Genomic DNA, 18,278 nt, shown 5'->3' on the forward strand with positions numbered 1-18,278 from the left:
CTTCCGTTACGGAAGGAGACGCGGGAATACCCGCCTGCGTAGACGTTCTTTCCCCGTACGTGACTTCTCCGACTGACCCTTCGTCCCATCGATTCGGGGCGAAAGCTAAAGCCGTCCGCTTCCCCTCGGGGGCGCGGATACTAGACAGACTAAGGGAAAAGGACGATCCCAATGGCCACCAAAGGCACCGTAAAATTCTTCAACCAGGACAAGGGTTTTGGTTTCATCACGCCGGACGGCGGCGCAAAGGACGTTTTCGTCCACATTTCCGCGCTGCAGGCTTCTGGCATCCAGTCGCTGCGCGAAGGCCAGCAGGTTACCTTCGACACCGAGCCGGACCGCATGGGCAAGGGCCCGAAGGCCGTCAACATCTCGGCTTCGTAAGTCATATATCCGCTTTCTGCGGCATGAACGGCGCTCCGCAAGGGGCGCCGTTTTCGTTTGCGCTTGCGAATTTGTCGATCGCACCGGCAAGTGTTATATGCGCCTTTTATGATAACCCGCCGGCGGGCTGCAGGTGCAGCGCCCTGCCGCCTGCGACAAGGAACAAGAAAACCTCGATGATGCAGAAAAGGCCGATTTTTGCGGTCGCCCCGATGATCGACTGGACGGATCGGCATTGCCGCTATTTCCACCGCCAGATCAGCCGCCAGGCGCTGCTCTATACCGAGATGGTGGTCGCCGATGCGATCATCCACGGCCCGCGCGAGCGGCTGCTCGGCCATGACGTGGCGGAACATCCGCTGGCGCTGCAGCTCGGCGGATCGGATCCGGGCAAGCTTGCCGAGGCGGTGAAGATCGGCGAACCCTATGGCTATGACGAGATCAACCTCAATGTCGGCTGCCCCTCCGACCGCGTGCAATCGGGCACCTTCGGCGCCTGCCTGATGCTGACGCCGGAGACGGTGGCCGCATGCGTCGCGGCGATGAAGGCGGTCGCGACCGCGCCGGTGACGGTGAAATGCCGCATCGGCGTCGATGAGCAGGAGCCGGAAGAGGCCCTGCCCGCGCTTATCACGCGCGTTCTCGATGCCGGCGCCGACGCGATCTGGATCCATGCGCGCAAAGCCTGGCTGAAAGGCCTGAGTCCGAAGGAGAATCGCGAGATCCCGCCGCTCGACTACGAGATCGTCTACCGGATGAAACAGCGCTGGCCTGACGTCTTCATCGGCATCAACGGCGGCATCCGCACGCTCGACGAGGCCGCGAGCCACCTCGCCCATGTCGACGGCGTCATGCTCGGCCGGGCAGCCTACCAGAATGCGGCGGTGCTTGCCGACGTCGACCACCGCTTCTTCGGGGCGCCGGCGGCAGAACCCGACTGGCCGGCGCTCTGTGAGCGGATGATGACCTATGCCGAGCGCCATATCGCCGCCGGCGGACGGCTGCAGCACGTGGCCCGCCACATGGTCGGCCTTTTCACCGGCCTGCCCGGTGCCCGGCGCTACCGCCAGATTCTCTCCACCGACGCGGCAAAAACCGGCGCCGGACCGGAGGTGCTGGCGGCGGCCTTCGCGGCGGTGGATTTTTCCGGGACGGAACAGGAAGCGGTCAGCGCCTGACGTAAGGTTATGTGTTCGTCGCCACGTCGAATGTACTTACCTTGTGTTACGAACTCTGCCACGGCTTATGACCGCGCCATCGGCAGCAAGATCTTCTTTTCGATCCGGCCGGCCACGGAGAACACCAGGATTTCCGTTTCTCTGCCGATCCGGCTGCCGTCCATCAGCCTGACAATATCGTCGACGCCGCCGACCGGGCTTGCGTCGATGGCGAGAATGTAATCGCCCTCCTGCAGCCCGCCCTTTGCCGCCGGCCCTTCCGGCTCGACACGCCGGATGCGAACGGAGGTCGTCTGCAGCGTGCCCGCTGCCAGCGCAACCCGGCGCGGCAGCACGATCGTGTCGCCTGAAATACCGATGAAGGCCCGTCGGACCTGGCCGTAGCGGAGGATTTCCGAAACGACGAAATTGGCCGTATTCGATGCCACGGCAAAGGCAATGCTCTGCGCGCCCTGGATCACGGCGGTGTTGACGCCGATGACCTCGCCGCCCGAAGACACCAGCGGCCCACCGGAGTTGCCGGGATTAAGCGCCGCGTCGGTCTGAATGACATCCTCCATCAGCCTGCCGCTTGCCGCCCGCATCGAGCGGCCGAGCGCCGAGACGATGCCTGCAGTGACCGTCCATTCGAAGCCAAGCGGGTTTCCGATCGCGATCGCAATATGCCCCCGGCGCAGGCGCTGCGAGTCGCCGAGCCTCGCCCAGGCTCCGGTGCTCGCATTGGCCCGAACAAGAGCGATATCGGTATCGATATCGCGGCCGAGCACACGTCCCTCGGTGATGAATTCGTCCGGCGTGGTGATGCGGACGAGCTTGGCGTCGCCGACGACATGGCTGTTGGTGATGATCAGGCCATCGGGCGAAACGGCAAAACCCGACCCATGCCCCTGCCGGCCTCCCACCCGCTCGATCCGGCTGACCGCCGGCCCAACCCTGTCGACTGCGGCTGCGATCGATTGCGAATAGGCATCGATCAGCGCCACGTCATCCCCGGGCGCGATGTCCTTGTCCATGAAACCCATGATCTGATCCTCTGGCGGCAGCAACGGCCGTCCCGCCGCCGGCAAAGCAATCGCGATTGCGATCGTTGGCCATGGCGCTGTTCGAGAGAATTAGATGGTTGGGCGTCGATCCGCGTTCAAGTGAGCGCCAGCGGAGCTTGCATCCCGGCGCAACAGGAGGGAAGGCGAACCTAGCCGGAAGGATAAATCGAACTACCGCGACAGATAGATTGAACGAATGGAAATAAAATGGCTCATTATCAGCCCGTATCTCGGCGCATTCCGCAACCGAGATGCGGGGTATCAAAAGGAATATTCGCAGCGCGAAGCAGCAGGCAAGGCGCGCCATGTCCTGCTGCCGCGGCTTGGAAGGATGGGCACCCGGCATGAAGACTAGCCTATCAAACCGCTGTCATATCAATGAAATACAATGATGTGCTCAATAAGCACTTCATTATCTTGCCAATTTTAACCCCCGCAGGCGCGGTTCTCCGGCCCCTGGCGTAACGACCCTCCCGGGCCTTGCCGATCACGCCTGCAACTGTCTGTCTAGTTCAATCCACCCAATCAAGGAGTCATGACATGAGCACAGTCACAACCAAGGACGGCGTCGAGATTTTCTACAAGGACTGGGGGCCGAAGAACGCCCAGCCGATCATGTTCCACCACGGCTGGCCGCTGAGCGCTGACGACTGGGATACTCAGATGCTGTTCTTCCTCGAGAAGGGCTACCGCGTCGTCGCCCATGATCGGCGCGGCCACGGCCGCTCCACCCAGGTCGGCGACGGTCACGACATGGATCATTACGCCGCCGATGCCTCAGCCGTCGTCGAGCATCTCGATCTTAGGAACACCGTCCACGTCGGCCATTCCACCGGCGGCGGCGAAGCGACCCATTATGTCGCCCGCCACGGCCAGCCGCAGGGCCGCGTTGCCAAGCTCGTCATTATCGGCGCCGTGCCGCCGCTCATGGTCAAGACGGATGCCAATCCCGGCGGGCTGCCGATCGAAGTTTTCGACGGCCTGCGCCAGCAGCTCGCCGCCAATCGCTCGCAGTTCTACCACGACCTGCCGGCCGGCCCGTTCTACGGCTTCAACCGGCCGGGCGCGAAAGTGTCGGAACCGGTCATCAACAATTGGTGGCGCCAGGGCATGATGGGCGGCGCCAAGGCGCATTACGACGGCATCAAGGTGTTCTCGGAAACCGACTTCACCGAGGATCTGAAGATCATCACCGTGCCGACCCTCGTCATGCATGGCGATGACGACCAGATCGTGCCGATCGCCGACTCCGCCCTGCTCTCGTCCAAGCTGCTGCAGAACGCCACGCTCAAGGTGTACGAGAAACTCCCGCACGGCTTGTGCACCACCCACGCCGATATCGTGAACCCCGACATCCTCGCCTTCATCAAGGGCTGACGCTAGGCCGGCGGGCGCTGGAGGCGCCCGCGGGCCATGCCGTTTCCGGTAAAACGGCTTTCGCATGAAACCGTTTTCGCCGATTTGCGTTTAGCGGCCATGAAAAGAGAACGTGAACCCTCATCAAAGGCTTACCGGCAGGATCGTTTTGAAAATACCGAGCGAGCCGCCAAGGAAACCATCGAGGCGGAGCAGCGGGCCCGCCGGGAAAAGACCAAGCGGTTGAAAGAACTGCGCTTATCGCAGCAGGGCGGCAAGGATCCGGCGGCGAGGTAGGCCTATTCTGATGCCGTCGACCAGCGCATCTCCATGCCCTCGCCTGCGTCTCCGCGTGCCCTGTTTCCAACGCCGCGCTTTTTTGGGGACGCGCACATGGCACTGCAGCATCTTGAAGCGTTGCGCTGCTTTTTCAATTCAGACGTTCGCCCATCTTGCAGAGCAAGGCCTGCGAAATTATCTTTTTTCGCAATAGCGATTCACGGCATCGAAAAAGGGCAGACTGCGATGTCAGACAAGCTGTTCAGCACGCGTGACGAACCGCTCGCCTCGGAAGACCTCGCTGTCTGCAGGCGTGTGCATGAAGCTCTTTGCAGCGGGCTCAATATCGACAGATCAGGCGCGGAAGCCGATCGTCTCGGCGCCCTCATCATCGAGCTATATCGGCAGGGTGTGCATGACGAGACCCAGCTTCGCCTGCTTGCCGGCGGGAAACGAGGCTGACCGGGCAAGTCATGCCATGCCCGGCCTCCCCTCTTCTTCGCGCCCCTGACCTTCCTCGTTACGAGCGAGATAGGATGCACGTTTTCCCATGACCCCTGCTGACGTTATCAGAGGCCGCTGGTTTCCGTGCTCGTGGCCGCCGAGGTTTCAGTCGGATCGATGGCCGGCGTGGATTCGATCGCTCCCGCTACCTCTTCCGAGCTGCCCGTGTCGGCTGCCGGCGTTTCCGCAGTCACGGCAGGATCTGTCGTCTCGGTGCTGTCGACCGCTTCGCTGGTCTCGGTTTCGGTTCCCGCTGCTGGGGTTTCCGCTGGGGCTTGCGCCGCCATGGTCTCCCGCATCTGGTCAATCTTGCCGACCGCCGTGCCGATGCCAAGCGTATCCTTTGCCCAGCTTAAGGCCTCAGGGCTGACCGTGCCGGTCTTGGTGGCGGAAGCAAGCGCGGCCGCCAGCGCGGCGTCGCCAAGAGCGGGATCGTCGGCCGGCGGGGCAGCCCCCTTGGTCAGTTCGTACTGCGCATAGGCGGTGGCGAATGCCGAGATCGCCGCCATGCGCGGGTCAGCCGTATTCATCAGGGCATGGAAGTTGCGTTTGAGCGAATTGAGACCGGCGAGCTCGGCCGCCGGCTTCTTCGCGGGCTTTGCCGCAGGCGCCGAGGCGATGGTCGTCTTCTTGGCCGAGCCCTTCGTGCTGACGGTCTGCTTGGCCGACTTCGCCTTGCCGGCCTGGCCGGTCTGGACCGATTTGCCGGCGCTCTTGGCGCTACGGCCGTTTTCGGACTTGCCGCTGGAGCGGGTGCTGCTCTTTCCGCTGCCGCCGCTGTTGCTGCTGCCGCCACCGTGGCTGCCGCTGTTGCCGCTACCGCTCCCGCCGCCATGGCTGCCCCCGCCACCGCCATTGCCTCCGCCGCTTCCGCCTCCTCCGCCGCCGTTACCGCCGCCGCCTCCGTTGCCGCCCTTGGCGAAAGCCGGCGAGAGATCGGTAGAAACTATGGTGAGAGGTGAAAGCGCCACTGTCGTGGAGAGACAGAGAACGCCGAGAAGCCTGCAGAGCCGCATGATAATCCTTCCGCACTGGAGTGCCGTTGCATCAGGATTGAACCAGCAAGCCCATGAAGATCTCATTGAGCAACTGCTTTCAATTTGAACTTCCTGCCGAATATTTCTGCGAGAAATGCCTTCATCATTCCCAGAATGAAACTAATTCCCTTCCCTTGCGTTATCCCCCGATAGTCTGTCTACCCAAGGTGAATGAAATGAAGAAATTCGCCATCATTGCCCTGTCGATAGCGACGGCTTTCTCCGGAACGCCGGTTTCGGCAGGCCCGGCCTTCGTGCCGAGGCCGGTGCAATCGGCTGCCCAGCCGGCTCCGGGGGATAACGATGCCCGGATCATGACCGTCGGATGCAGCAGGTTCTCGATCGTCTGCTCGCGCTATGGTGAACGGCGCAGACATTACAGCGATCGCCGTTACTATCGTGACCGCAGCTACTATCGCGACCGAGACTACTATCGTGGCGACCGCTACGGTTGGGATCGCCGTTATGACCGCAGATGGCGGCGCCACAACGACAACACCGGCGCCATAATCGGCGGCTTGGCGGCCGGCGCCCTGATCGGCGGCATCATCGCCTCGCAACCCCGCGCCTATAGTTCGCGTGGCTATAGCTCTCATGCCGAATATTGCTACGCCCGCTATCGGTCGTACCGCGCCTATGACAACACCTACCAGCCGAACTACGGCCCGCGCCGTCAGTGCCGGTAATTTTGTCACCCCTGTTCCAGAGCAAGCCCCGCATAAAGATGCGGGGCTTTTTGTTGTCACTCGTTTGAGAGAACACCCGAACGCAAAAGACGGACGGAGCACGGCTTTTCGGTCCCGGCTCCGTCCGTCCCGTCCGCCCAGCCTCGGGGTTGGCTGAGCACGGTCAATAAGCGACGGCCGCCTTCGGCTTCTTCTCCGTCCATTGCGGCGGCGCGCCGTATTTGGCGGCGACGGCGCCGACCAGCCCGGGCTCGCGGCCGAAGGCGAGGTATTTCGGCTTGCCGCCGAGCCAGGATTTCATCCGCTGGCGCGAGGGAAGCGAGAGGTCCAATCCCTTCGGCTCCTTGCCTGCGATTAGCATGCGTGAAAATTCGCTGCTGAACTTGGAGGCGAGGCCATAGGCGTCACCCACCTCGGAAACGCGCGGATTGTTCTGAAGCGAATTTGCCCCGCGCGCCCAGACCATCGCCGCCCGCTGCGCGCCCGATTTGTCGACCGCCTCGGCTTCCACCGCCAGCCCGCCGAGCCCGACCGGCAGGCGCGGCACTCCGACCGGCAGCGCAAAGCCCGTGCCGACGGTCACGACGGTGGAAACGCCCGCCATGGTCTTGTTGGTCGGCACGATGTCGGTGATCATCGAGCGGATCGTCAGGTCCGCGCTCTCGCCTGCCGCCACCATCTGGTATCTGTCGCTCAGGGAAATGCAGAGCGCCCGGTCAAGCGCGTTGGCGACCATCGCGCGGTCGGCCGGCGATTTGATCCGGCTTGCCGCAGCGAAGCCGAACCGCGTCGGCTCGATGGCGACCGTCTTGATCGGGGCGAGAGTGAGGCCATCGACAAAGGCGCGTGATTTCGAAAGCTTGCCCTTCGGCGCGCCGAGATTGGAATAGGTGGAGAGTGTGCCGCTCTCCTTGAGCGGGACCGAGCTGCACCCGACCGCAGCCACGGTCAGCACCAGCGGCAATGCGAGGGACACGGCTTTCGAAGCCTTTGAAAAAGATGAAGTAAAAAGATTCCTGCGCACTCCGATGGCCTCCGTCGCCGATAATGTGCGGGGAAATTGGCGGCGAAGAATTGCCGCAGCATTACATCGTTTCCGGCAGCATCGGCTGCCGGCAACAACCGGCGTCATCCGAGTTGGATCGCCACCTGGGTGCCGGCGGCAGCGCTCGCGATGCGAACCTCGCCGCCATGATTCAAGGCGATCTGCTTGACGAGACTGAGGCCCAGCCCCGCCCCCGTACTCTTCGGAGTGACCCGGTAGAACGGCTCGAACACCAGTTCCCGGTGCTCGGCCGGAATGCCCGGCCCTTCATCGGTGACGCTGATCCGCCCGCCGCCTGCATCCGAGACTGCGACCGTGATCATGCCTCGGTTGCCGCCATGGTCGATGGCATTGCGCACCAGGTTGCTGACGGCCCGCGGCAGCGCCGAAGGACTGCCCTTGCGCTTCAGGCTCTCGACCTCGCTCTGAAACGAGATCTGGTAGCCGGCGCCGATGGCGAGCGGCGCAAGATCGGCCACTACGCCGCGGGCGATCTCGACGAGATCGACCATTTCATGGAGATCGGTTGCCTGGCCGTTGCGCTCGAAATCGAGCAGCTGTTCGGCCGTCTCGGCCAGGCGCGCGACGTCGTCGAGCAATCGCCGGCGGTCCTGCCCCTCTGCCGTCCCGTCAATCCTGGTCTGCATGATGGCGATCGGCGTCCGCAGCTCGTGGGCCGCATCGATCAGGAAGTGCTGCCGTTTGCGGTACTCATTCTCCAGCCGGTCGAGCGCCTCGTTGAAGGCGCTCACCAGCGGCGCGACCTCCCTCGGAATGCCGTCGAGCGGCAGGCGGGCATCGTAGCGGCGGGCTTCGATTTCCGAGGCCTTTCGGGCAACCTCGCTGACGCTGGCAAGCCCCCGCCCGACGATCCTGGGAACGGCGAGAAAGACTGCGGGCAAGGCAATGACGAGCAGCGGCACATAGATCGGATAGACGGCGCCCATCAGCGTAATCACCGGCCAGCCCTTGTCGGCGACGCCGCCGAACAAAACCCTGAGCTCGCCGATCGCGGTCTCCACGCTTTCGACCGAGGCGATCTCGTCCGTGCCGACCGATCCCCTAATATCGGCCCCTTCGAACAAATAGGTCAGACGCGCAAGCTCGGCGTAGGCTGGAGGAATGGTCCCGTAGGACACGAAAGAACCGTTCGTCGTCGCCGCGACATACCAGAGCCCGTCATATTGTCGCTTGAGCGCCTCAAGCTCCGGCATATCCTTTATCTCAAGCCGTCCTTCGGCATCGAGCGCAGCGGCCGGAGCCAGCGCTGCGGTAATATGATCCTCCAGCGCGACATTCGGAGAGAGGATCGTCGCGCCATAGAAGCAGAGCCCGATGGTGACGGCCGTCACCACGCTGACGAAGACCAGGCTAAGCTGCCAGCTGAGCCGCCACCAGAGCGATGGATTGGTGCTTCCTGCCCCCATCATTCTTCCTTCATGAGATAGCCGACGCCGCGGATATTGTGGATCGAAACCTCCGCACCCACATCGGCAAGCCGCTTGCGCAGCCGTGATATATGGGCATCGAGGGCGTTCGACTGAATTTCTTCTTCATAATTGTAAACGGCTGCCTCCAGCGTCGCGCGCAGCACGGTCTTCTCCTTGCGCCTGGCGAGCGCGGCGAGCACCAGAAGCTCGCGCCGCGGCAGATCGAGCGGCATATCGCCGACGGTGACGCTCAAATGCAGGGGATCGATCACCATCCGCCCGGCCGTGATCTTCAGCTCGGAAAGGCTCGGCGGCCGCCGCAGCACGGCCCTGAGCCGCGCCATCAGTTCCTCGACTAGAAACGGCTTGCCGAGATAGTCGTCGGCGCCGAGATCGAGCCCCTCCACCCGCTCCTTCGGCGCGTTCAGCGCCGTCAGCACGATGATCGGCGTATCCTTGCCGGTCCGCCTCAGCTCCGGAATGAAGCGCAGCCCCTCGCCGTCAGGCAGGCGCCGGTCGAGCAGTATCGCGTCATAGGGGTTCTGCCGCGTCAGCTCCACGGCATCGGCAAGATGCACCGTGTGATCTGTCACGATCCCATGCTTGCCGAGCGCCGCAGTCAGCGCTTCGGCCAGCTCCTTCTCATCCTCAATCAGCAGAATCCGCATCGCCCAACCAACCCTCACGCCCCTGTTTCGGCCGCAAGGGTTGCAGCAACATTGCGGAACTTGAAAGGCAGCCGGTCATGCTGCTGCAATTGTTCCACCGGAGGATCAGGCACCACAACTCAGGACCTCGACATGATCCATTTCAAATCCATCCTCCGCCTCCTGGAGACTTATCTCCTCTCCGCCTTCATCCTCGCGAGCCTGCTGGCCGGGCCGTTGATCATTTTGTTCGTGAGGTAGAGACGAAATTCAACCCAAGGAACGATAACGAAAATTGGAGATTGACCGTAATTGGCTTTTGCTGCCAGGTGGAAGCAAAGGCGTGCCGTGCGGCCCCCTCATCCGACCCTTCGCCTAAATCACGCCACCCCAGCCGCCATCTTCTCCCGCACCTTCAGAAATGCCGCCGTCAGCCGCGCAAGCACCGGCGAGGTCACCGTCCCGTTCGCCCCGCCAACCGGATCGACGATGTGGATCTGCCGGAGATCCTCCATGAATTCATCCCAGAGCGACTGTCCGCCTTCCTCCAGAAGCTGCGCGCGAATGCTGAGATCCTCCGTCACCGGCAGGTGACGCCTGCCCCAGGCGCCGATCATCGCGAAGACGGGCACGAGCTGAATCGCCGGCTCCGTCAGGCTGTAGATTGCCTTCTGGCTGTGGCTCGGATCGTCCCGCTTGCTGATGAAGCCGAGCGAGAGCAGCCGTTTCAGCCGCGCCGCCAGGATATTGGAGGCGATGCCCTCCTCCGAATTGTTGAGCAGATCGCGGAAATGCCGGCGGTTGCCAAACATGATGTCGCGGATGATGATCAGGCTCCACCGGTCACCCAGCACTTCCATTGTCAGGTTGATCGGGCAGCCGGACCGCAATTCAATATCCACGAAGCATCTCCTGTAGAAACCAGTTGCACTATAGGATCGCTTATGGGAGAACACAACTAGTTTCAAACTGCAATCACATGGAGGAGAGCATGTCCAAGGTGCGCGTTGCAGGGTTTTCCGTTTCCGTCGACGGTTTCGGCGCCGGTCCGGAACAGAGCCTGCAGGATCCGCTCGGCAAGCGGGGACCCGAGATGTTTCAATGGTTTTTCCATACCCGCACCTTCCGTGCGATGCTGGGAAAGGACGACGGTTCGCAAGGAGTTGACGAGGATTATGCCGCTCGCGGCATGGCCGGTTTCGGCGCCTTCATTCTCGGCCGCAACATGTTCGGTCCGATCCGTGGCGAGTGGCCGGACGATGCCTGGAAAGGTTGGTGGGGTCCGAACCCGCCATACCACGCACCGACCTATATCCTGACCCACTATCCGCGCGAGTCGCTGGTCATGGAAGGCGGCACGACCTTCCACTTCATCACATCTGGCATTCATGAAGCGCTCGACAAGGCCAGGGCGGCGGCCGGCAGCAAGGATGTAAAAATCGGCGGCGGCGTCAGCACCGTGCGGCAATATCTGCAGGCCGGCCTGATCGATGAACTGCACTTCGCCGTCGCCCCCGTCGTGCTCGGCAAAGGCGAAGCGCTGTTTTCAGGCATCGACCTGCCGGCCCTCGGATTCCGCGTCACCGAACATGTCGCCAGCGAACACGCCACCCATATCGTGCTCGCGAAATAATTGCCAGCTCAGGCCGTCCGGGCAAGGCGGTCGCAAGGGTCGCCTGCTCGCGTCAGATCTAACCCGGAATCACTCGGTATACGCATGCCGTTCCCTCGACGCCCCGCAACGGGGCCTCGAAGGCGGCCAGCCGTTGGCCGGAAAGCAACTGGGCGACACCAGGTGCCGAAAACAGCGCTTCGGAAATGCATATCTCGCCGGCATCGGCCAGCGACTGCACCCGGGCAGCGACATTGACGGTCTGTCCGAAATAATCGAGGTTGTGGTTCAAGGTCACGGCGATGGACGGGCCGCAATGGGCGCCGATTTTCAGGATGATGCTGGGATCGCCATGTTCGCTGTTGAAACGCTCGATTTCCCCAAGCATATGCAACGCCGCCGAAACCGCATCGGCCGGGCGGGAGAAGGCAGCCATCACGGCATCGCCGATCGTCTTGACGATTGCGCCCGAATGCTCCTGCACCGTGGCGCCGAGCAAGGCGAAATGCTCGCGCACCAGCGCATAGGCGTTGAGATCGCCGAGCCGTTCGTACATTGCGGTTGAGCCCTTGAGATCGGTGAACAGCAGCGTCACCTGGCGGATGCCGAGCCCCTCCCTTTCGTCAACGCGCTCGGAACGAAACAGCCGCCGGAAGGTTTGGCGCGCCAAAAGCATTCCGCCCGATACATAGGGATCGAAGTCGAGGACCGGCTTGGTGGTCTGCGCCAGGATTTCGGGCGGCCAGTTGATCAGCAGCAGCGAGCCTCGCATGGCCGCCGAGTTCTCGACGTCGACGATGACGGGGCCGGGCCGCACCGACGGCAGCGAAGCGCAGAACCGCTGACCGTCATATCGGACGCGCAGGAGCGTCGGCACCGTCACAGGTTCGCCTGCCACCGGCAGCGCAAAGCTCGCCTGCGTCTGCACGTTAATGCCGGCGAGCGCCCCGGGACCGAGCTCCGCCCTCACCGTCGTGACGGATGCGGGCGCCAGGAAGGTCAGGCCGCGCACCATCCCCTTGAGGACATCGACAAAGCGGGCCTGCTGGCCGGGCAGCCGCGCATCGCTCAGAAACCGCGCCTTCCAGTGAAAATCCTCGACCGAAAGCGAGCCGGGATCGTGAAACGGCAGCCGGCGCAACTGCGGCGACACCGTGAAGGTCACTTCGATGAAGTCGTCGAGGTCGGTTTCGCCGGAGACGTCGCAAAGGCCGCAGACATAGTGGGTCTTCAGCATCCGCAGCGCGCCGAAACTGTCGAGCACCATGCCGGATTGGGGACACACGACGTCCCAGCTCATCTCGAACAGGCCGCTGCGCGTCGCATGGAGAAAGAGATCGATGCTTTCGGCCTCGGAGATCGCGTGATCGCGCGCAAAAGCCAGCGGATTGATGCGGTAGAGCGAGAAATCGTCGCCGCTGCGGATCAGGCTTTCGAACTTGGAGATGACGCGCGGGCTCCATGACCGGGCAAGCTCCATCTCGGTCATCTTGCTGTCGAGGAGTCGTTCCCGAACATCGATCATCTCACACCTGCGCCTCGATTGGCCAGGCCATGGGATCCACGGCGGCTCCCGCAACTATAGCAAAAAACGGGCCGTGCGTCCGCCTTCGGCAGCCTTGGATGCGCCGGTCGCAGCGCCCGCCGGGCGGCCGGCTCGACCGCGCCAAAATAGCTCTAGCATTGCTGCGGAATGAGCGTAGAGTGAGCGTCATCGCCCATCGCATCATCGGCGCGACCGCTTGGGAGATCATAAGTGCTCTTGCCGCTTTATGGAGGGTACGACGTTGCTCCTATCGCTCATCTCACTCGACGACCACGAAATAGCCATCGTCACCGATGCCGTTCGGCAATGGTGCGGCGAGAAGAAACTCGACATCGACAGCGTCGAGGGACGCCGCGCCATCACGGTCGCGGTCGATCTGCTCCAGATGAACACCCGCGGCGACAGGCTTTTTGCCGAACTGTCGAAGCAGCTGGACCACTAAAAGATCCGATATTCTCTCGATGAGCGCGGACACCTCTTAGGTGCCGGTGCCGGTGCCGGCCAGATCGCGCAGGTCCCGGCTTGAAGGTCGAGGCCCTGCGAAATAACCGCACTCCCCACCCACCTTGCACATCTCCACTCCCTGCCTAAGGCAATGCAACCTCCTTCCGCAAGTCCGCCCGGTGCTCCGCTTCATCATCCACGCCCTCGCCGCTCTCATCCTGACGCTGCTCACCCAGATCGGCGGCATCGCCTATCTCATCGCCCTCGCCGCCGCGCGAATATGCGGCCTCAGGCGATTTCCCGCCAAGCTCGCGCTCTTCCTTTTGTGCTACGCCGCCGCGACGGTCGCCACGCAGTTTGCGGCACCGGCATTCGGCCGCGTTCCTCTCTCCTGCCTGCCAAGCGTTGAAGACAGGCTCGTGGTCCGCTCGCCAATACTGCGCGCTGAACCGCAACTACGTCACGCCCAAGCTTCGCGATCTGGCAGCGGCGCTCGCCGCCCATATGGACAAGCAATTCCCCGGCACCGTCACCGTCCAGCTGGATGCGAACTTCCCCTTCGTCAACGGTTTCCCGCTGCTGCCGCATCTCTCGCATGCCGACGGCAAGAAGCTTGATTTCGCCTATTACTACAAGGATGCAAATGGCGCCTTCTTGAATGGCGCAACCCGCTCGCCGATCGGTTATTTCGCTTTCGAGGAGCCTGGCCCGGGCGACGAACTGCCGTGCGCGGGTCGCCATGACTGGCTCACCACCCGCTGGAATTTCGATGCGCTGCAGCCATTGTTCCCGGCCTACCGGATCGAGGAGCAGCGCACCGCGGCGGCGGTCGCCTGGCTGACGACGGAAGGGGTCGCGCGCTTTGGTCTGCAGAAGATCTTCATCGAACCGCACCTGAAGAACGCGCTCGGGATCACCGACGCCCATGTCAGCTTTCAGGGCTGCCGGGCCGCCCGCCACGACGACCATCTTCATATCCAGGTCGAATGAGACCTGCCCAACTCGCTTGCACGCGACAGGAAATCCGCTAGAGCTGATCCGGCAACGAACCAGCGGCTCCGATATCGAGAGTGGATCATGGAACATACTATCGTCGCTGTTGTCGGATCGCCTGCCGCTGTCGCGGCGATGGTCGCGGCGACGGGCTGCCCGGAGCCGACGGCATTGCTGTTTGGCCTGGCGATCAAAGCCAATCGACCGGCTGACGAAACTGCAGCCCGCCGCTCTCCGACAAGCCCTCGCGACCGCCCCGGAGAATGTTTCGATCGAGCGCGCGCCGCAACCATCCATGGCAGCACCTCTTTCCGGCTGCCGCCCGATTGTCTATTTTCGCCATCCATGTCCCTAAACGAGAGGTTTGCTTGTGAGTGTCGGCCTGATTGCCCTGCTTGATGATGTTGCCGCGCTTGCAAAGGCGGCCGCTGCTTCCCTGGACGATGTCGTCGCTCACGCGGGCAGAGCCGGCGCCAAAGCCGCCGGCGTCGTGATCGACGACGCTGCCGTCACGCCGCGTTATGTGACCGGCCTGTCGGCGGCGCGCGAACTGCCGATCATCGGGAAGATCGCCGTCGGCTCCCTCAAGAACAAACTTCTGTTCCTCTTGCCGGCAGCACTCGCCCTCAGCCTCCTCCTGCCGCAAGCGGTGACGCCGCTGCTGATGCTCGGCGGGCTCTACCTCTGCTACGAAGGTGCCGAAAAGGTCTACGAACTCGTCGTGCCGCATGCCGCCCATTCACACGAGGCGGGGCTCGAGACGATCAGCGTCGATGCCAAAACCTTCGAGGACGAAAAAGTCGCGAGCGCAGTCAGGACCGATTTCATTCTGTCGGCCGAGATCATGGCGATCACGCTCGGCTCCCTGTCCGAGTCGGGGCTGGCGATGCAGGCGCTGGTTCTCGCCCTGGTCGGAATCATGATCACGGCTGCCGTTTACGGCGTCGTCGCTCTGATCGTAAAGGCGGACGATTTCGGCCTCTGGCTTGCCCAGCGCTCCTCCCCTTCTCAAGCCGGCGCGCTCCTGCGCATGCTCGGGCGCGGCCTCGTGCAGGGCATGCCCTATCTTCTCAAGGTGCTCGGCCTGATCGGGACGGCGGCGATGATCTGGGTCGGCGGCGGCATCATCGTGCACGGCGCCGAAACTTTCGGCCTCGCCTGGCCGAGCCATCTCCTCCACGATGCCGGGGAAGGTATCGCCCATGCGGTGCCGGCCGGCGGCGCCGTGCTTTCCTGGCTGGTTCAGGCGGCCGGTGCAGGTCTCGTTGGCATCCTCATCGGGCTGGCGACAATCCCAGGCCGTCGGCTACGTCGTTGCGCCGGCATGGCAGTGGTGCTCAACACGCCTACGCCGGATCAGGACCGCATGAGGGGCTAGAACAGGATGATTTTAGGTTCGGTCGGCTTAGAATCTGAACCCTGTTCTAAATTAAAGAGTTAGAGCATGATGTCGTCCGAAAACCGCCTCACCCTTTTCGGCATCATTCTATAGCAGCGGCTCGGCGCCATCCTGACTGCCGGCCGAGACACGTTCACCGCGGGCCGACAAGTGTGACGCCTCGCCCGTCAACTAGCATCCCTTTCATCATAGGTACGCTGCGCCGCAAGGATCGCGTCCATGTTCTTCTCCGCCCAATGGGTGAGCGCCGAAACGGTCTCCGTCAGGGTGCGCCCGAGCGGCGTCAGCGCATATTCGACGGTTACCGGCACGGTCGGGAAGATGGTGCGTGTGATCAAGCCGTCGCGCTCCTGCTTTCTCAGCGTTTGCGACAGAACCTTCTGCGATATGCCCTTGATCTCTCGGCGGATGTGGTTGAAGCGCAATGGCCCGCCCCGCAGCCGGTCGAGGATCAAAAGCGCCCATTTGTCTGCCAGCCGGTCGAGTACCAGCCTCGTCGGACAACGATCCTCGTAAACATTATAGGGCTGCTCTGGCATCGTCATCCGCTCCCGGCTTGCCCCCCTGGTTTCCTCGGGGAAACCAGGTGAGAAAAAAGTGCTCTCTTTTCCAATCCCATTTTCTCTGTATCTATCCCATGGAAAGATAGTTTCCAATAGAAACCAATGGAGAATGACATGAGCGGCAAGATTCTGGTTATCGGCGCAACGGGCACCGTGGGGAGGCACGTGGTGGACGGGCTCCTGGCAAAGGGCGAGGCCGTCAAGGCCGCCTCGCGCGCCGGCAAGCCGGTGGCAGGCGCCGAGGGCGTCATCTTCGACTACGCCAAGCCCGAAACCTTCGGGCCGGCCTTCGATGGCGTCGATCGCGCCTATGTGCTGCTTGCCTCCGGCCATGCCGATGCCAAAGGCATGCTGCTGCCGGTCATCGAGGCGGCCGCGGCCCGCAAGGTCAAGGTCGTGCTCCAGAGTGCGTTCGGAGTGGATGCCGACGATTCCATCCCCTATCGCCAGGTCGAAATTGCCCTGGAAAAATCAGGCACGCCTTACGTCATCCTCCGTCCGAACTGGTTTTCCGACAACTTCCACACCTTCTGGAAACCCGGCATTGATCACGGCCAGATTGCCCTTCCCGCCGCCGAAGGCAAGTCGAGCTTCATCGATGCCCGCGATATCGCGGCAAGCGGCGTGGCGGCGCTTACCTCCTCGTCCTTCGACGGCAAGGCCTTCAATCTGACCGGGCCGGAAGCGCTCTCTTATACGCAAGGCGCCGCCATCCTCTCCGAAGCGATCGGCAAGCCTGTCGCCTATAACGCCGTCTCCGACGAAACCTTCATCGACATGCTCACCGGCGCCGGTGTACCGGCCGATTACGCAAGCTTCCTCGCCTCGATCTTCTATCCCGTCCGCCAAGGCTGGACCGCCGTCGTGAACGGCGATGTTGAGACGCTGACCGGCAAGGCCCCGCGTTCACTGCAGACTTATGCGGCCGATTACGCCGCCGCGTTGACGGCGTAACCACAACGACGCATGCAGACGACGGTTCTCCGCCGTCTGCCCGCGACGCCGGGGATAACCGATCCGATTACGGCCAAGGAATTCGACGCGCCTTCTCTCCCACCCGCCCCACCTGGCAATACCAAGCACGCCCTTTCTCCAGCCGTCTCAGGCGCGCCCTTCGCGATCGGCTTCGAGAGCGGCGACCCTGTTTCCGTGAACGGCAGGCCGATGACGCCGGCCGCTTTGCTCGCCGAACTCAACGAGCGCGGCGGGCGACACGGCGTCGGCGGCTCGATCTGGTGGAAAACCGCTACATCGGCATGAAGTCGAGGGGCGTCTACGAGACACCGGGAGGCACGATCCTGCTTGCCGCCCATCGCGGCATCGAATCGTTCACCCTCGATCGCGCCGCCGCGCATCTGAAGGATGAGCTCATGGCCCGCTACGCCGAACTGATCTACAACGGTTTCTGGTTTTCTCCTGAACGCGACATGCTGCAAGCCCTGATCGACCGCAGCCAGGCCTTGGTTAGCGGCGAAGTCACGCTCAGGCTCTACAAGGGAAACGCGGTCATATCCCGAGCCTCCCCTTCCTCGCTCTATTCCGCCGATCTCGTCACTTTCGAGGAAGGGCGGGTCGCCTATGACCACCACGACGCCGAAGGCTTCATCAGGCTCAACGGATTGCGCCTCAGAAACTGGGCCGCCCGCAACGGAAGATACCGCTCCTGACCCACGCAGCGGCAAGCCTGATTGACCGCTTCATGCCGCCGTTCAACCCGATTGGTAGTCGCCGCAGAATTTCAAACGATTTTAAAAATCAGGCACCCAGAATTAATCGATTTTAATTTTACGATTAAAATTTTCTTGTTGCGACGCAAAAGAAACTCAGCATTAGCTTTGACAGATGCTCAGTTTGTCGTTTGGAGGACTCGCATGACTGTGACATTTCCGCTGACCGAGAAGCGCGACGCAGAAGCGTTGCTCCAGCATTTGACGCTGCACAAGCTCACCTATCCCGGAAACTGCGTCGTGTCGCTCAAGGCGCACGTCGCCCAGGTTTCATCCTCGCACACAACCGCCCTCGGTACGGCCCGTACCGCCTGGTAGTAATTTTCAGAGGGCTCTTTGCCGCTGACTACCCCATCTGCTTGCCGGAGACCAAGTGAGGGTGACAGAGTATCGGCGCGCTGCCTT

General features: G+C 62.5%; 18 protein-coding genes and 3 pseudogenes. 13 read left to right on the top strand and 8 right to left on the bottom strand.

Annotated elements, in window-relative coordinates:
- The first annotated feature begins 171 nt into the window (after positions 1-171).
- Both N2597_RS11895 and dusA read left to right on the top strand, forming a co-directional pair.
- Positions 172-384: a cold-shock protein gene (locus tag N2597_RS11895; RefSeq protein WP_003540801.1), complete on the top strand. Its 213-nt coding sequence runs from the start codon at positions 172-174 to the stop codon at positions 382-384.
- A 176-nt stretch (positions 385-560) separates the two neighbouring features.
- Positions 561-1,562 (top strand): tRNA dihydrouridine(20/20a) synthase DusA, encoded by a 1,002-nt coding sequence (gene dusA / locus N2597_RS11900; protein WP_183599237.1) that lies wholly within the window; start codon positions 561-563, stop codon positions 1,560-1,562.
- Between the two features lie 65 nt (positions 1,563-1,627).
- Here the strand turns inward: dusA and N2597_RS11905 are convergent, their stop codons facing one another.
- Entirely contained in the window at positions 1,628-2,584 is a 957-nt protein-coding gene (locus tag N2597_RS11905; RefSeq protein ID WP_106796737.1) for a S1C family serine protease, read from the bottom strand.
- A gap of 561 nt (positions 2,585-3,145) precedes the next feature.
- Here N2597_RS11905 and N2597_RS11910 point away from each other — a divergent pair.
- From N2597_RS11910 to N2597_RS11920, 3 genes are all read left to right on the top strand, one after another.
- A complete protein-coding gene (locus N2597_RS11910; RefSeq protein WP_009996941.1) occupies positions 3,146-3,982 on the top strand; it encodes an alpha/beta fold hydrolase in 837 nt (278 codons plus the stop codon).
- Positions 3,983-4,018: 36 nt separating this feature from the next.
- Positions 4,019-4,258 (top strand): hypothetical protein, encoded by a 240-nt coding sequence (locus tag N2597_RS11915; protein WP_009996943.1) that lies wholly within the window; start codon positions 4,019-4,021, stop codon positions 4,256-4,258.
- Between the two features lie 228 nt (positions 4,259-4,486).
- Positions 4,487-4,702 (top strand): hypothetical protein, encoded by a 216-nt coding sequence (locus N2597_RS11920; RefSeq protein ID WP_038689620.1) that lies wholly within the window; start codon positions 4,487-4,489, stop codon positions 4,700-4,702.
- Between the two features lie 107 nt (positions 4,703-4,809).
- On the opposite strand, the gene N2597_RS11925 is transcribed toward N2597_RS11920, so the two are convergent.
- Positions 4,810-5,760, bottom strand: a complete 951-nt coding sequence (locus N2597_RS11925) for a hypothetical protein (RefSeq protein WP_106796676.1) — start codon at positions 5,758-5,760, stop codon at positions 4,810-4,812.
- Positions 5,761-5,957: 197 nt separating this feature from the next.
- Here N2597_RS11925 and N2597_RS11930 point away from each other — a divergent pair, with 197 nt between their 5' ends.
- Entirely contained in the window at positions 5,958-6,467 is a 510-nt protein-coding gene (locus tag N2597_RS11930) for a BA14K family protein (RefSeq protein WP_183599233.1), read from the top strand.
- Positions 6,468-6,630: 163 nt separating this feature from the next.
- Here the strand turns inward: N2597_RS11930 and N2597_RS11935 are convergent, their stop codons facing one another.
- The 4 genes from N2597_RS11935 to N2597_RS11950 form a co-directional block, all read right to left on the bottom strand.
- A complete protein-coding gene (locus N2597_RS11935) occupies positions 6,631-7,443 on the bottom strand; it encodes a DUF3313 domain-containing protein (protein ID WP_183599231.1) in 813 nt (270 codons plus the stop codon).
- A 152-nt stretch (positions 7,444-7,595) separates the two neighbouring features.
- Positions 7,596-8,942, bottom strand: a complete 1,347-nt coding sequence (locus tag N2597_RS11940) for a sensor histidine kinase (RefSeq protein WP_406549682.1) — start codon at positions 8,940-8,942, stop codon at positions 7,596-7,598.
- Positions 8,939-9,610, bottom strand: a complete 672-nt coding sequence (locus N2597_RS11945) for a response regulator transcription factor (RefSeq protein WP_183599227.1) — start codon at positions 9,608-9,610, stop codon at positions 8,939-8,941. The genes N2597_RS11940 and N2597_RS11945 overlap by 4 nt, the downstream gene beginning before the upstream one ends.
- 359 nt (positions 9,611-9,969) lie before the next feature.
- Entirely contained in the window at positions 9,970-10,491 is a 522-nt protein-coding gene (locus N2597_RS11950) for a winged helix-turn-helix transcriptional regulator (RefSeq protein WP_183599225.1), read from the bottom strand.
- Positions 10,492-10,580: 89 nt separating this feature from the next.
- Between N2597_RS11950 and N2597_RS11955 the strand changes: the two genes are divergently transcribed.
- The gene (locus tag N2597_RS11955; RefSeq protein WP_183599223.1) at positions 10,581-11,222 is read left to right on the top strand and encodes a dihydrofolate reductase family protein; all 642 of its coding nucleotides are present in this window, start codon (positions 10,581-10,583) and stop codon (positions 11,220-11,222) included.
- A gap of 58 nt (positions 11,223-11,280) precedes the next feature.
- Here the strand turns inward: N2597_RS11955 and N2597_RS11960 are convergent, their stop codons facing one another.
- On the bottom strand, positions 11,281-12,726 hold the full coding sequence (locus tag N2597_RS11960) for an adenylate/guanylate cyclase domain-containing protein (RefSeq protein WP_183599221.1): 1,446 nt from the start codon (positions 12,724-12,726) through the stop codon (positions 11,281-11,283).
- A 262-nt stretch (positions 12,727-12,988) separates the two neighbouring features.
- Here N2597_RS11960 and N2597_RS11965 point away from each other — a divergent pair, with 262 nt between their 5' ends.
- The 3 genes and pseudogenes from N2597_RS11965 (at position 12,989) to N2597_RS11975 (ending at position 15,554) form a co-directional block, all read left to right on the top strand.
- Positions 12,989-13,189, top strand: a complete 201-nt coding sequence (locus tag N2597_RS11965; protein WP_096761983.1) for a hypothetical protein — start codon at positions 12,989-12,991, stop codon at positions 13,187-13,189.
- 181 nt (positions 13,190-13,370) lie between these two features.
- Positions 13,371-14,181, top strand: a pseudogene (locus N2597_RS11970) (hypothetical protein).
- Positions 14,182-14,554: 373 nt separating this feature from the next.
- Positions 14,555-15,554: pseudogene (locus N2597_RS11975) on the top strand (DUF808 domain-containing protein).
- A gap of 196 nt (positions 15,555-15,750) precedes the next feature.
- Here the strand turns inward: N2597_RS11975 and N2597_RS11980 are convergent.
- Positions 15,751-16,128, bottom strand: a complete 378-nt coding sequence (locus tag N2597_RS11980) for a winged helix-turn-helix transcriptional regulator (protein WP_096761938.1) — start codon at positions 16,126-16,128, stop codon at positions 15,751-15,753.
- A 132-nt stretch (positions 16,129-16,260) separates the two neighbouring features.
- Here N2597_RS11980 and N2597_RS11985 point away from each other — a divergent pair, with 132 nt between their 5' ends.
- From N2597_RS11985 to N2597_RS11995, 3 genes and pseudogenes are all read left to right on the top strand, one after another.
- Positions 16,261-17,100, top strand: coding sequence for an SDR family oxidoreductase (locus N2597_RS11985; protein ID WP_183599219.1), 840 nt, complete (start codon positions 16,261-16,263; stop codon positions 17,098-17,100).
- A 165-nt stretch (positions 17,101-17,265) separates the two neighbouring features.
- Positions 17,266-17,813: pseudogene (locus tag N2597_RS11990) on the top strand (adenine nucleotide alpha hydrolase family protein); the annotation flags it as partial.
- A gap of 204 nt (positions 17,814-18,017) precedes the next feature.
- Entirely contained in the window at positions 18,018-18,191 is a 174-nt protein-coding gene (locus tag N2597_RS11995) for a hypothetical protein (RefSeq protein ID WP_167482289.1), read from the top strand.
- Positions 18,192-18,278: the final 87 nt, after the last annotated feature.

Source organism: Rhizobium sophoriradicis (genome assembly GCF_025200795.1).
In the GTDB taxonomy this organism is placed as follows: domain Bacteria; phylum Pseudomonadota; class Alphaproteobacteria; order Rhizobiales; family Rhizobiaceae; genus Rhizobium; species Rhizobium sophoriradicis.